Raw genomic sequence first — 14614 nt, 5'->3', positions numbered from 1 at the left:
CTAGCTTTCCTTCTCAAATGGCAAACGAGTTCTACCTGTCAGCAACTCTTGCATCATACCCTGTTTGATTTGGCGAGTTTTCGCTAAACGCTGTTCAATGGTTTGGATTTCGTTATTCATATCCGACGGGATGCTGGATATGGCAGTTTGTTCATCCGCATTTCGAGGTACTAAAACTGGAATTGTCTTTAGCAGCCCAGCTGTATAACTGAGTTGTTTTGTGCCTTGACAATACTTCAATGCCAACTCTTCACCGTTGTACACATACCAGTGAAATAGATAACTACTTTTTAGCTTTTTATTGGGGTAGATTGCCATACAAGATTGGTTTGTTGTTGCTGGCGTACCTACAATACCACATGAGCCTCGTGTTCCAGCCGCTTCCAAACCAGTTATCGCCATTAAAAACGTACCAGGTTGATGCACTTTTAAGTTCGCTTTTTTGATAGCTTCATCACTGATTTTTTCAATAGTGTCATTAATCACTCCGTATTTTAGCTCACCGCTTGTAATCCATCGATTGTTTCCTTTATAGAAACTAGGATTACCTCTAAATGGTGTTGCTCCGCTCGAGAGTGAGTCGGTAACTTCGTCCATCAACAATACATCCCAATCCTCAGGAATCTCACCTAGTTCGCTGGGTTTTGTGCCTTTTGGCTGGCCTTTCTTTTCACCTTCGGTGTAAGTAGCGAATTGTGGCAGACGGGTTTTGCCTGTCAGCAGTTGCTGCATAGTGGCGGTTTTAATAGCTTGTTTTTTCGCGATCAGTTTTTCCAATTCCGTTAATAGCGCATCGACATCGGATAAGGCATTGGCAATGGCAGTTTGTTCGGTTGTATCGCGAGGAACTAAAACTGGTATCGTTTTAAGTAATCCTGCCGTATAGCTAAGCTGTTTTGTACCTTGGCAATACTTAAAAGCTAATTCGTCACCGTTATATACGTACCAATGAAAAAGGTAATTGCTTGTTAGCTTTTTGTTAGGGTAGACCGCCATACAAGATTGATTAGTAGTAGATGGCTTGCCGACAATACCACATGAGCCTCTAGTGCCTGCTGCCTCTAATCCTGTAATAGCCATTAGAAAGGTTCCTGATGGATGCACTTTTAAATTGGCTTTTTTGATAGCCTCATCGCTTATTTTTTCAATAGTATTATTGATAACACCGTATTTAAGTTCTCCACTTGTTATCCATCTATTACTACCCTTATAGAAACTGGAATTACCTCTAAATGGCGTAGCTCCACTAGACAGTGAATCTGTAACTTCATCCATCAAAAGTACATCCCATTCATCAGGGATTATTCCAACTTCTGATTGTTTATATCCTTGACGAACTTTTTGATCTAATGCACTCATAGCGACCACTCCAAACCCATGGCTTTTAAGTGACCAGCCACTTTATCGCTTAGTTGATCAACCGATTTAGTAAGCGTTGGCAATGGCGTGCTGTAGCGCTCTTCCAACTGCTTAACTCGGTTCGCCATTTGTTGAGTGACACGTTCAATTTCGTCAACGATATTGGCTTGTAATGTGGCAAGCCATTTGTCATCCACTATCAGCGCTTTTATTTCTTTAATCGTCAATTCAGGATATTTATTGAATACCGCTAAATCCAAAGCCTCTTGTTCTTCTTTCAATTCAGTCTTAGCTAATGCTACTTTATCTAACAAAGCAAGATACGATTGAACAACCTTAACCTCCGCTAAGAAAATGGATTCAGAACCCATTTCCAGCGCCCCTTCAACTATTCCTAGGCCTTTTGCGAAAGCCGGCTTAATGATTTTGTTCTGTTCTTTAATTTTTTTGTCTAATTCAATATAGGTTTCTAATTGAGATTCTTGGTTAGGTTCAACCGTTCCCAGTAGAGCTTTAATTCCTTTGAGAGTAAGTTTCCCTTTTGCATTTTTGGCTAATTCAAAAACTGGAAACTCAGCCGCGGCTATAAGTTGCTGTTGAAGTTGCTCCAACTGTGCTTTTGATTTTTGGTACGAATCAAAAGATTGCTTATCCAAGCCTTTCCACGCCAACTCTACAAAATCGTTAAGCGTAGCATTAGCCTCCGTTTTATTACTGACGGATAAAAGCACCCCGTCATCCCCAGAGTGCTCTTCAACTAAGCTATTGAGAGCTTGATTAGCGTCATCTAGCTTCACCTGCAAAGCATCTACTTGTGTCTGTTCATCAGCAAAGTAGCGAGCAACGATTAGGCTTGGTGGAATAAGCTCAGCTTTGTACTTTTTCTTATCAATCACTAAATCAGGTGCTTCTTTAAACTTAGCCACAAGTTCTCGTATCGTATTGCCTGCTTGCCAATCATCTTGCATCAATACATACACGTCGTCTTGCATGGTATCCGCCCAGTAATCCATTAGGATTTGGTAGATGTCGTATTTGCTTAATAAGTCGCTATTGGCATATCCACTTAACAACTGCTCTGAGATATCAAAGATTAGCTCTTTAGGGCTATCACCTTGCTTAATTTCTTTAAGCTGAGCCTGTTTAACCCAAGCATCGAATGGTTTTAAGCTGCGCTGGGCAAAGTCTTTAAATTCTTGGTGTGCCAGAATACGGCCTTTCACTTCACTTGCGGTGACCAATGCGTTGCTATAGCCTTCACGAGCAGGCTCAAACAGTGTTGCTCGAATATTTGGGAATACCTTCCAGTAACGCTCTAATGCGTCAAGATCACGATTTGGGATACCACCTTGCAGGTGCGAACTTAAATCATGCAGATCTTCCGGCTCAGATGAATCAATATAGCGAGGGATATTTAGGTTGTAATCGTTAGCAGCGATCTCATCAATTGGCACTAAGCGACTGAAACGTTGAAGCTCTTGACCTTTGGTAAACACATCGACAATTTTATGAATGTCTTGGCTACGAAGGCGGTTTTTATTGCCATCTTTGATGAAACCTTTGCTGGCATCCACCATAAAGATTGAACGGCCAGTGATGGTAGGCAGAGACTCATCGCCTTCTTTAAAGCCCGCAACTGCTTTCTGTGCGTGCTCTTTATCGATAACGATAATACAAGCTGGAATACCAGTACCGTAGAACAAGTTAGCCGGTAAGCCAATGATACCTTTGATGTACCCTTGTTTGATGAGGTTCTCACGAATTGTAGCTTCCGCATTACCACGGAATAACACACCGTGCGGCAAGATAACCGCGCCTTTACCCGTACTTTTTAAACTTTTTAGAATGTGCAGTAAGAAGGTGTAATCACCATTTTTTTCTGGTGGTATGCCCCAGGTAAAGCGATCGTATAAATCGTTCTCTGGGTTTAAGCCGCTGGTCCAGTTTTTGTTAGAAAATGGCGGGTTAGCGACACAAAAATCAAAGATTTTCAGCTGATTAGGCCCATCTTTCCACTCTGGCTCAGACAGGGTGTTGCCTTTAAAGATCTTTGCAGTTGCGTTGTCATGCAAAATCATGTTCATACGAGCCAATGCACTGGTTGCATTATCCATCTCTTGACCATAGATAGACAATCCGCGTGGGGCTTCATCGCTGGCTTTTAATAGCAAAGAACCTGAGCCACATGTCGGGTCATAAACCGATGCCTCAAGTGGCGTATCTTTGGTTATCCCTACGACTTTAGCAAGAATGCTAGATACTTCTGATGGCGTATAGAACTGTCCTTTAGACTTACCAGACTCGGTAGCAAAGTGGCGCATAAGGTACTCGTATGCATCGCCAAGTAGGTCATCACCATCCGCACGGTTGGCAGAAAGGTCTAACCCTTGAAAGATACCGACTAATTTGGTTAGGCGATCGATCATGTCTTTGCCTTTGCCTAACTTGTCTTCGTCGTTAAAGTCGGCAACGTCAATCACGCCCTTAAGATCATTGGCTTCAGCAAGCGCTGCGATGATTTTATTTATTTTATCGCCAATCTCTTTATCACCTTTGGCTGCGATCATATCGTCGTAGCTCGCCCCCTCTGGCACTTTGATCATGCCACGACGAACCCCTTTGTACTTATCAGAAACGTATTTCATGAACAGCATTGTCAGTACGTAGTCTTTATACTGACTTGCGTCCATACCGCCGCGCAGTTCGTCACAGCTTGCCCAAAGGGATGAATAGAGTTCTGTTTTTTTAATGGCCATGTTGGTAAACCTTAATAAGAATTGGGCGGTTATAATTTGTTGGTATCTAAGCCTGCGGCTTTTAGGCGTGTGGTGAGATTTCTCATCTTACTGAATTCTGTGCCATAACTAGGTTTTAGATCTAACTCTTCACAAAACTCTCTCGCTGTAATGTTAACCAACTCATCAGCGTACTTAATCGACTGTAAGTGAAGTTCAGCCATAAACCCGTTTCGTGGAGCGGAGGCAAGTGCTTGTTTGATATTTTCTTTAATCACTTTGTTCACAATACCCTCAATACGATTTGCTGCGTTTAGAACGAGATTTTAGCAAAATTAGCTAAAATAGCTAACCCATCATTGCTGAAATGAGGCTTATGAATAATCATATTGAATTGAAAAAGGAAGTAGGTGCAGATGATACTAATAAAGGGCAAAAACCTTTTAAAAGGCATCTTTTGAAAATCTAGGAATTTACAACCATAGCATACTGATATTTGGAGAATCATCGCACAATCCCTCACCTCACTGCTCCTTATGGCTCCAGGTGAGTTTTATAGACTTTAAGCTGCTCTATTACTAGCGCTGTCATCTGCATTAATGCAGATGACAAGGAGTATAGGCTTGCCCTACTTAGACTTATCCGTCATGCATCGGTTTCGTGGAAACGCCAATACTTTGTATTTTTTAAATTGGTCTTAGCTTTGACTAAAGCGCGATTAAACATCTTTCGGTACTTGTCTTCAGTGCCGCCGTACACCAACGCAAGCTCTTTGTACGTACGTGGTTTAGGTCGCTTTGATAGCTCTGTTTCTTGTGTTGCTTGCCCACGCAGCGAAAGGATCCACTTATCTTCTTCTGATAGATTTAGTTCATCGAGTAAAGCTTGAAGGCTCTCGGAGTTTTGATTAGGTACAACTTCATCATTTTCACTTAGAATGAGTTTAACAAGACCATCTGGGTCGTTATGCTCGTCTGGAGACAGCACGACTCTTGCTCGTGCACCAAATTTACCGTTTCTGTGGTCGTTGCTCCAACTGCTAAGCTTTCTGTTGCATTCGTTCGTTACTGCTTTCTTGAAGAAAGTAAACACGATAGCCCTCTTCTTTTCATCAGGAAGTGACATGTCGAGGGTGAATTTTCCTTCGTGAATTTGCTCTAAAAGACGGATAAGTTTAGTGCTAAGCAGATCTTCTGCGATGAGTTCGAGTTCATTGCTATAGTGTGTTATCGGGCCTAGCTTGTCTTTTGTGATCTCTATCACTATATATTTTAGCTTAGCGTTCTTAGCGACGTCTGACACAAATTGAATTAGCTCAAAATTTTCCTTATTAGTCATAGATATATAACCCCTTCCCTAGATTATTGCATCGTTATTCTACCACGCTCTCTACTTCATGTTTTATCCGTAAAAATATTTTTTGAAATAATAATTCCGGTTTTTAAAAGTCATGGGTTATCAGAGATATACATCACGACAACTGATTGAACAGACATAATATACCGTTAAATAACAACAGGTTATCGATTTGCAGTTCGTCACTTTCGTGCATACAGTCAAATGAAAACTATCAAATGGTGAATTAATGAGCGATAAACGACTAAACAACTTTAACTGGGGGCGAGCCACTCGATTCTTTTACTCCCATAAAAACCAAAAGTCTCTTTGGTTAGAGGGAACTTTTGAAGTTGAAGTCGCCCTACATCTTGAATTTTGCTCAAAAGTTCACGCTTATATCAGCCAGCCTTTTTCGTTACGGTACCGTGATGGCTTCATGCAACAACGGCGGTACACGCCTGACTTTCTGATCCAAACACTCAGTCGCCAGACACCTTTTGGTGCCCTAGAAGCGAAGAAAAAAAAATGGTTCGACATGGATGCGAAATTTCAGGCATTGCTGCCCTACATCACCCAAGCGCTCCATGAAGAGCGTCAACTCCCATTTCGGGTTGTAACTGAGGCGTCTATCGCCTCTGGGCAACAGCTTGCCAATTATAAACGGCTCTATCACTACAAGCGCATTAAAGTAGAAAAGCATCTAAAAATCGGAGACTTATCTAGTTCGCTGGGTCTTTCCTTTTCTCTGGGTGAGTTGCGAGACTTCTTAGCGTTTCAACGTATTCCAGATTGTGTAGCCGGCGCACTTTTGGCTCACGGTCAGGTTAGTTTCGACATTGAACAACCCATAAAAGACACGATACAGCTGGAGGTGGCGTAATGCATAGTAATGCTGTTCAAACCGCTCGGTTTACCCCCGGAACAAACCTGTTTATCGATGGTAAATATGGTGTAGTAAAACTCTTTGAAAAAGACCTCGCTGCCGTGCTCTTTGACAATAAAGAACTCAAGCAATTTACCCCTGAGCAACTTTTTGATTTATGTCGACAGAAACGTATTAACTTTGTTGCTGAAGTGCCGAAGCGTACTCGACACATTCCTGCTCAGCGGTTAACTAACGCTGATAAAGAAACGATTCGCTTTCGTTAAGCCTATTGTCGCCCCCTCCTAAGCTACACCAACCCCTGCTCGATAGAGACGCGTAAAGCGGTGATAGCTGAGGTGTCCAAAAACGAACATTTTTCAGATGTGCCAGGGCTTAGCACATTGGCTCGTTGGTTTAAAAACTGGCGTGATGATGATTACAACATGATTGCTCAAGTGGTTCGCCAGCGTACACAACGCAAGCGAATATGTCCGGAGCTTGAGGCGCTCATGGACAAAGCGATAAATAAGTTTTACCTGAAAGCCAAGAAGACCGTTGCTGAAAGTTATCAGGACTTCGAAAAACTCTATGAAGCAGAGGGTTTCACTAACGATTGCCCTGGAAAATCCACATTTGCACGACGCATCAAAGAGCTGCCTCGGCTGGATGTGATAGCTCAACGTGATGGTCTCAGCGAGGCAAGAGCAGCTGGGCGTATAACAACCACTGGTTATCAAGTCGTTGAAGCGAATGAACGAGTCGAGCTTGACGCGGCACATTTCAACGTTGGTTTGCTCAATCAAAAAGGTTATTACCTTGGCACAATGACTATCTACTTCGCGATTTGCTGTAAAACGCGATGTATCTTGGGATATCAAGTGACCGTAGGTCAAAAAGGCGAAAACGCGCATAACGTATGTCAGTCCCTGATTAACTCAGCGCTTTTAAAGCAAGATAGGGATTACCCATATGGTGGCATCGCCAAGAAGTATGTTTGTGATGGCGGAACAGCGTACAGAGACGAGCGTGTAAAAATGCTGGTACAGGACATGTTTCAATCCGACATCGAATACTGCGCGACTCGACACGGCTGGGGCAAAGCCTTTGTTGAAAGCTTTATTCGCACAATTCGAAAGCAGTTTTTTGAAGGGGCCGCAGGTTACGGCGGTAAGTATGAGCCAGGTAAATATAGTGATGAGTCGGCTGTTAAAGCAGCCCGATGGACTGTAGAACAAGCCATGTCGTACCTCGCCGTGTTCATCCGGGACAAGTATCACCATCAAGTTCACTCAGGGCTTGATGGAAAAACGCCTGCGCAAGCATGGGATGAAGCATGGAATAGCGCAGAGTACTCATCACCGATGTACGTTTCAGACCTCGGTGAGCTTGAACGATTCAAAGGCCTACTCGTTAGAAATCGCACGCTTAACGCTCATAAAGGGATCTTTTACCAATACCAGTGGTTTCAAAGTAAAGAGTTAGCAGCGTGGTATCACGAGCTTCGCGGCAACACAAAAAAGGCCGAGAAAATACAAGTAGACATCTATGTTAACCCGCTCGATGCCCGCGAAATCGAAGTTATGAATCCGGAAACCGGAGAACTCATTTGTGTTCCGCGTGCTCGAGTACTAAATCGCGCTGTTTCATTTGGTGCGCTGAACGCTGCACGCAAGGGTTCCCCGAAAGTTGAATTTGAATTTACTCCGGACGTCAATGAAGACAACAAATCCAAACGCCGTAATGTTGCAAATCGTCGTGGTGACGCTGTATTGGACTTAGATGAGATAACAGACTTCGACTCGCTATTTGATGATGTCGAACCAGCATCAACGCCTGCTGAACACCTTAACCCCAACCAGTTTAGCGATGAACAGCAGCTAACGACTGTGATGAATAACGATATGGAGGATGACATTGAATACGACTAATATTTTGCCAACGAGAACAGCGCGTGCAGAAAACTTTGTCAAAGCAAGGTTTAAGACTCTGCCGCAACTGCTTGAAGCTCATAAAGCGATAGAGCGCGTACACAGGACTTATGGTCGCAAGGCAAAGTGCATGTCCATTACGGGTTTTTCTTACACTGGAAAAACAGAGTGCTGCCGCAGCTATTTAAAGCGCTACCCTCAGCAAGACGCTGATACAGGCACTGTAACGCCGGTGCTGTATGTCCGCTTCTTCAAAAAAATGAAGCCGTCAGACATCGTCACCTTGCTTTTTGATACACTTGGCGTGAGCTTTAGTGGTAAAGAAACAGACCGAGAGTTGGCGCTTTATAAGTTGCTAAAACGCTCTGGCGTAACGCTGGTTATGTGCGACGAAGTACAACACGTTCTTCCTGAGCATGGCGAGAAAACGGTACAGCAAGTAGCGGATTTCTTTAAGACCTTCCTTGAAAAAACCAATATTCCGCTCGTTTTTGTAGGCTTGCCGAAGCTTGAGCGTTTATTTGCAGAGTTCCCCTTGAGCGCGTCTTCGGCAAAGTCATCAAAGGCGAACCGAACTAAGCACAAAGAGGAAGATCAACTTAAACACCGCGCTTATGTCGGGTACGTGTTTCAGCCGATTGCGGCGGACTCGCAAGAGTGGGACACCTTGATTGAGAAATATCAAAAGGCGCTGCCCGAAGATAAGAAGCTGTTTGAAAGCAAACAGATGCGCAAACGACTGTGGCTGGCCAGTCATGGTCGCATTGGTCGCCTCGCTAATCTAATTGAAGCCGCGTTGTGCGACTTAGAAGATGATGCGTTGCTCTCAATTGAGGGGCTAAGCGATGCCTATTATTACGTGGCAACGTGAGAGAAAACACGAGCCATTAATCCATTTGACCTTAATCTGTCAAAACCCGAGTGGGACACGCATCGATCAAGAATTGAGCGGGAGATGCTACGTGATGATTAGACGACTCCCCTGCCGCCCACGACCACAACTCGGTGAATCTTTAGCAGGATATACAACAAGACTAGCTTCTGTGAACTGCTGGACAAGCGCTAAAGGCCTAGCAAAAGACATGTGTTGTAAACCTTTCGCAATTCTACTGAGAAATAGCGATAAACTAAGGCAGGAGCTTGATTCACTCACTGGACACAGTGATGAACTTAATGTCTGCGATACCCTGCACCCACTGCTGTTACGAGACAATGAGCGTAGTTTTAAATACGTAACTCTCTTAAAGCCTCGTATCTGCCCTGACTGTATTAGCGAACACGGCATCCATTACGCGGTGTGGCAAATCGCGGGTTTGGGATATTGTGAAAAGCACCAATACAAGCTGATTCACCGTTGTTCTGCTTGTCTCCACGACTTGGAGTGGAATGAAGCATTGCTTGAAAACAAATGTGACAAATGTGGTGAAAAATTTCGGGGGCTCCAGCAACGATTACCTGATTATATATACAGATTAGGAGCTCTAGCCAAGTCAAAACGCATTTATGCCTATGCCGATTTGCTATTAGCTGCTCAGCGGGGTCTACGTCCGTTTGATAGCATTTTCGATGAAAAGGAGCATATACCAGAGTCTATCGACTGGGAGGATGCATTGACATTCGGCTATCGCCTGTTAACAGAGCCTTACTACGCACAGAGCTGGTTAAATCAATTAACTAAGGAACGAGCAGCTGTTGCGTCACTAAGTGAATCAGCAGTCTTCCTACCTTTTGATCATCTCATTGGTCATCTTCGTCTGCACTGGCCAATCAATGATTTGAAGACAACTAGTGGTCTAAGTGAAGTTCAATCTTATATGAATAGTGAACTTCAGAATTATCCGTTCAATCAATTAAGAAAACATACCAACGATCTGAAGTGCTTTAGATATCACACAAACACGCATGGATTGCTTGAAGCTGTAGGTGGTAATGTTTCTGCAACAGATTTAGTTGATATTGGACTCGCTGCAACACTGAATCTAACTCGGGTAAGCAGCAACAGTCTTTATAGTCTCGATGAAGTCGCAGATAAACTGGCTAAAATGACAACGAAAACTTACATCGGGGATACGATTTGCAGACGGGAATACTTGCCATTAATGAAGCGCTTCTATGTACATGACATTGATATTCTTCAAGCAATCCTAGACGGGAAAATGCCGGGCACAATAGAGCATGTAGGCTCATTTTTTGATTCATTTCGCCCCGCCAAATTTTCGTTGCTCAGGCTTTGTATTCGCTGTCTAAAGTCCATCAAAAACATGGATATTTTAGCCACAGAAGCTCAATCTATTCTTGGTGTTTCGAAGGCAGAGCTATCAGTACTTATAAAATCTGGCTTAGTGCACGTCGTGCCACATCAGAAGGTATTTCGGGTTTCTGGTAGTAGTGTGCTACAAACGCTTGTGTCGAAGAACAACAAAGTTTGAAACTCATTTTGCCCGATTCTTATGACCAATCACTTTTTGGCGCTTGTGGAATTTAGAGGATATATGACTATGAGGGATTTAGTAGCTGAAATAGCACAATTAGATAAGGATGGGCTTTATGAATTTCGTATCGACAACGTTACTCTACAAGAGCTTAAAGCTGAGTTTTTGCTAACCATCATAGCGTCCGATGAGAATCTAGTTTTGAGTCGTTGGCGAGTTACTTGTAACCAATGCCTCAATATTGTCATTGACCGTTGCGAAATTCCGCGTGATTTTCGCCTAAAGTGCGGCACTTTGATGATCGGGAAATCGGGTATTAAAGGCTCACATTTTGGCGCTATTAAACTAGGCGTTCTAGCATAGTGTCCCTGTAGTGGTGTAGTTATTCTGTGCACTCACACAGGTGAGGTTGCCATACTTGTGTCAGCCAACCTATTTTGGCCCATTTATGCCCGATTCCCACTTAGTGCTTTTACTCATTCACATCCTGTTTGTAAGTATTTGCCCAACTAAAACTGGCCTCAATAGCGGAGTGGCATGCTTTCCTGTAGTCCTTGCGTTTAGCTGTAATGATCAAAAATCACACCAAATGGTGCTGATGCGAGCGCGATGCTTTACAGTATCGTCAAAACAGCAAAGGCCAACGGCGACTATATGGTCAAGTGCATGAAAGAGCTAGCAAAAACAGTACCTGATATCGATGCATTACTACCTTGGAACGTCAAACATTAACAAGACCGCCCTGTGGGTTCATGGGGTGCATGTTTTTAGTCGCCTTTTTTGTATCTGGATTTGATTATTAGAAAGTTGCTGTTCCGATTTTGATGCCATTTTCCTTGAACAGCTCATGATTCACTTTGATATTTCTAAAGTCACTGTGATGGACCACTACTCTTTCAAGATTTGGAAGGAATGCCAACCAATCAGGAATTTCAGTCACTTTGCTCTTGGCAACGCTCAAGAATTTCAGATTAGTCAAACATACGAACCAGCAAGGAATGTTTTCAAATGCAGTATTAGTGATCATCAATTTTTCAAGTTTCTCTAGTTTCTGCATTGATTCTGGCAATTCTTTCAGATCACAATTATTGATAGTCAATTCTTTCAGCTTAGTCAATTCCCCGATTGACTGAGGAAGTGAACTCAATCCACTGAAATAGCTTTCGATCTTCTGAAGTTTTTTCAGTTTCCCGATTGATTCAGGAAGTGATCTGATATCACGCGAACTAAACTCTAACGTTTCTAGTTCTGAAAGCTCTCCAATCGCATCAGGAAGCGATTTCAGATCGTTTCTTGCCAGTTTCAAAGACTTTAGTTTCTTCAAGTTTTGGATGCTCTCACTGATTTCTACGATATTGTTATTAGTGAAATCAATCGACGTTAGCTTTGTCAGTTGATAAAAATTCTCATGAATATCAATAACTTCACATCCCTCAACTTTTATTTCTTCCAGATTATGAAGATTACTGATGACATCTTCAATTGATACATCACCATTTTCATTGAAATTGAATGAGCCAGTACTGATCATCAATCGTTTAAGATTAGGCAGTTGATAGACTACTTCAGGGAAACAATCAGCCAATCGCATTTCAATATATTCCAGATTAACCAGATTGCTGAAAACATCCGGCAGGGATTTCGCCGAAGTACAAAGATCAAGTTCTTTCAGATTCATCATACCATCAAGGGTATCTGGCATCATATGAACTTTATTGTCAGTCGCCCATTCATGAAGTTCTTTGCTCCATCCTGATAGTTCAACCACCGTTCGGCTTCTCACTAGAATGACTTCACCATCATCAGAATAGCCGCCACCTTCAAAACTTAGATAGTTACCGCATGATGACCAGCTTTTCTTGCTATCATGATATCTTTGATTGATGATTCTCTGACTTCCGAGATATCCAAGAACTCCACAACCATCATCATAGTTGCTGCCATAAGTTTCAACTTTATTACTCGTCCAATATTTCTTTTTATCCTTGCCTAATAGCTCTGCAAGCTCTTGATCTTCAAAGATGCTCAACTCATAGATAGTTGGCAATCTCCAATCACTATAACCGAGATATTCAGCTTCGTTATGAAGTTTGCAGATACGTTTGGCTACTCCGACTTGTTCACGACTATATCCGGCTTCTAACCTGATCTTGCTATCAGGAATACACCAGTCAAGATCGCCAGTTTCCTGATGGATAACTCGCCCTTTATAGAGAGTTAAAGGACATGTCGGCATTTCCATCTGATCGAAAGGAGTATGCATAACAACGATTTTCTTCTCGGCTTCCGTCATGGCTTGTTGGCATGACCAGATGAACTTATCGCCTGATGGTTGAACCGTTCCTTTCTTTACTTCTTTCAGTAGACCGAATGCGCTACTGAAATCATCGAAAATAATATCTTTCATTTGATTTCTTCAGTGATTTGAATTGGTTGTATTCTATCATTGACAACAGGATTAAGACGATGACTACTGAACTAATGAGATTGAGATAAGTTAGATAAAATGCACTAGCTAACTTTTGTCCAAAAATGATTCTGAGATTGAACAATCTTTATCAGGAGCAGTGCAAGCAAGGGGGCGGCGATTCGATTCCCCGGGGATGCCTACCTCATAGAACCACAAGCACCACAAGCACATACTTCTCCGGGACGACGAGCTTATCAAGTAAATGAGAACCTGTAGTACGAGTTTTCAACATGATAATTGACGTCAGATCACGTTACTTACCCTTCCATACTGTGGCTTACCATCAGCATCAGAAAACAAGTTCAACAACCGTATCTTGCGCTATTTGCGCGGCGTCGGTTAGCTTGTGACCTTATACAAAATTGTGTATATTATTTTATTGCAAGACATTGATTTAATATAAAAATCTCACCTTGAATGGAGATTTGTAAAAATCTCATTTTAGTTGGTTTTAATAATGGCAGCAATCTCATGTTAAATGGGTAAGTTTCTGATTCTCAAGTAAAGAAAATCTCACACTAATAGGTTTTTACCATTTTAGCAAAGTTAAAATGTCTCTTTTTTAGGTTCAACCGCTAACTTCATTCTTATGTGAACTTATTTAAGGAACATTGGGATGTTGGTAACTATGAGTGACAAAGACCTTTCACGATACAAAGTGATCAATGACGTTTGTGAGCGTCGCTTACGACGTTCGGATGCTGCCCAGATCTTAAACTTGAGTGAACGCCAAGTGCAGCGTTTAATGAACAGCTTGCGAGAATCCGGTGCGGTCAGTTTGGTGCACGGCGCTCGTGGCAAGCCCAGTAATAATCGTATATCGAGTGATTATCGTCAGACTATCTTAACGCTTGTTCGTAAACACTATTCGGATTTCGCCCCAACGTTAGCAAGAGAAAAACTTATTGAGATCCATAACTTACCCATTTCTAATGAAACGTTACGTCAATGGATGATTGCTGATGGTCTCTGGGTGCCACATGCTCAGCGTCACCCTCGAGTGTACCAACCTCGTCATCGAAGAGACTGCCTAGGAGAACTGGTTCAGATTAATGGTTCTCACCATGATTGGTTCGAAGGCCGAAGTCCAAAATGCTGTCTGCTGGTTTTCATCGACGATGCAACTGGACGATTAATGAACCTGCGGTTTAGTGAAACGGAATCAGCCATTGACTATATGGTAACAACCCGAGAGTACCTAGAGGCACACGGCAAGCCGCTTGCATTCTACAGTGATAGGCACGCTGTATTTCATAACAGTAACAAGAATGCGGTTGAAGCTAAAAATCCTACGCAATATGGACGCATACTAAAAGAGCCTAGCATCGACTTAATCTGTGCGAACAGCTCACAAGCGAAAGGCCGAGAAGAACGAGCGAACCTAACACTTCAAGACCGCCTCATTAAAGAGATGCGACTACAAGGCATTAACACCATCAAAGAGGCCAATGCCTGGCTTCCCTACTTCATTACGGACTTCAATCAAC

The 14614-nt window shown here is 42.7% G+C and carries 12 protein-coding genes and 1 pseudogene; 8 read left to right on the top strand and 5 right to left on the bottom strand.

Annotated features, from left to right (window positions below; all coding sequences use genetic code 11):
- From KIT90_RS18700 to KIT90_RS18685, 4 genes are all read right to left on the bottom strand, one after another.
- Positions 1-1359, bottom strand: a complete 1359-nt coding sequence (locus KIT90_RS18700) for a restriction endonuclease subunit S (RefSeq protein ID WP_285377978.1) — start codon at positions 1357-1359, stop codon at positions 1-3.
- Positions 1356-4115 (bottom strand): type I restriction-modification system subunit M, encoded by a 2760-nt coding sequence (locus KIT90_RS18695; RefSeq protein WP_285377977.1) that lies wholly within the window; start codon positions 4113-4115, stop codon positions 1356-1358. The genes KIT90_RS18700 and KIT90_RS18695 overlap by 4 nt, the downstream gene beginning before the upstream one ends.
- A gap of 29 nt (positions 4116-4144) precedes the next feature.
- Positions 4145-4381: a hypothetical protein gene (locus KIT90_RS18690; RefSeq protein ID WP_042520902.1), complete on the bottom strand. Its 237-nt coding sequence runs from the start codon at positions 4379-4381 to the stop codon at positions 4145-4147.
- 358 nt (positions 4382-4739) lie between these two features.
- Positions 4740-5432, bottom strand: coding sequence for a hypothetical protein (locus tag KIT90_RS18685; protein WP_285377976.1), 693 nt, complete (start codon positions 5430-5432; stop codon positions 4740-4742).
- Positions 5433-5679: 247 nt separating this feature from the next.
- Between KIT90_RS18685 and KIT90_RS18680 the strand changes: the two genes are divergently transcribed.
- From KIT90_RS18680 to KIT90_RS18650, 7 genes and pseudogenes are all read left to right on the top strand, one after another.
- Complete coding sequence (locus tag KIT90_RS18680) at positions 5680-6312, top strand: TnsA endonuclease N-terminal domain-containing protein (RefSeq protein WP_285377974.1); 633 nt, start codon at positions 5680-5682, stop codon at positions 6310-6312.
- On the top strand, positions 6312-6581 hold the full coding sequence (locus KIT90_RS18675; protein ID WP_285377972.1) for a hypothetical protein: 270 nt from the start codon (positions 6312-6314) through the stop codon (positions 6579-6581). Before KIT90_RS18680 ends, KIT90_RS18675 begins: the two co-directional genes overlap by 1 nt.
- Positions 6582-6653: 72 nt before the next feature.
- On the top strand, positions 6654-8225 hold the full coding sequence (locus KIT90_RS18670; RefSeq protein ID WP_285377970.1) for a DNA-binding domain-containing protein: 1572 nt from the start codon (positions 6654-6656) through the stop codon (positions 8223-8225).
- Positions 8212-9096 carry an ATP-binding protein gene (locus tag KIT90_RS18665; RefSeq protein ID WP_285377968.1) on the top strand — a complete coding sequence of 295 codons (885 nt, stop codon included), beginning with the start codon at positions 8212-8214 and terminating at the stop codon, positions 9094-9096. The genes KIT90_RS18670 and KIT90_RS18665 overlap by 14 nt, the downstream gene beginning before the upstream one ends.
- Positions 9071-10654 carry a TniQ family protein gene (locus KIT90_RS18660; protein WP_285377966.1) on the top strand — a complete coding sequence of 528 codons (1584 nt, stop codon included), beginning with the start codon at positions 9071-9073 and terminating at the stop codon, positions 10652-10654. Before KIT90_RS18665 ends, KIT90_RS18660 begins: the two co-directional genes overlap by 26 nt.
- A gap of 69 nt (positions 10655-10723) precedes the next feature.
- A complete protein-coding gene (locus KIT90_RS18655; RefSeq protein WP_285377965.1) occupies positions 10724-11020 on the top strand; it encodes a hypothetical protein in 297 nt (98 codons plus the stop codon).
- Positions 11021-11242: 222 nt separating this feature from the next.
- Positions 11243-11389: pseudogene (locus tag KIT90_RS18650) on the top strand (transposase domain-containing protein); the annotation flags it as partial.
- 67 nt (positions 11390-11456) lie between these two features.
- Here the strand turns inward: KIT90_RS18650 and KIT90_RS18645 are convergent.
- A complete protein-coding gene (locus KIT90_RS18645) occupies positions 11457-13064 on the bottom strand; it encodes a hypothetical protein (protein ID WP_285377963.1) in 1608 nt (535 codons plus the stop codon).
- 691 nt (positions 13065-13755) lie between these two features.
- On the opposite strand from KIT90_RS18645, the gene KIT90_RS18640 reads away from it, so the two are divergent.
- Positions 13756-14614, top strand: an 859-nt coding sequence (locus KIT90_RS18640; RefSeq protein ID WP_285377994.1) for an ISNCY family transposase, incomplete at its 3' end; no start/stop codon positions are given.

The sequence above is a fragment of the Vibrio sp. B172a genome, from assembly GCF_030248355.1.
Lineage (GTDB): Bacteria > Pseudomonadota > Gammaproteobacteria > Enterobacterales > Vibrionaceae > Vibrio > Vibrio owensii.
The sequence above is the reverse complement of the archived record's forward strand: the minus strand, read 5'-3'. Positions and strand labels throughout refer to the sequence as shown.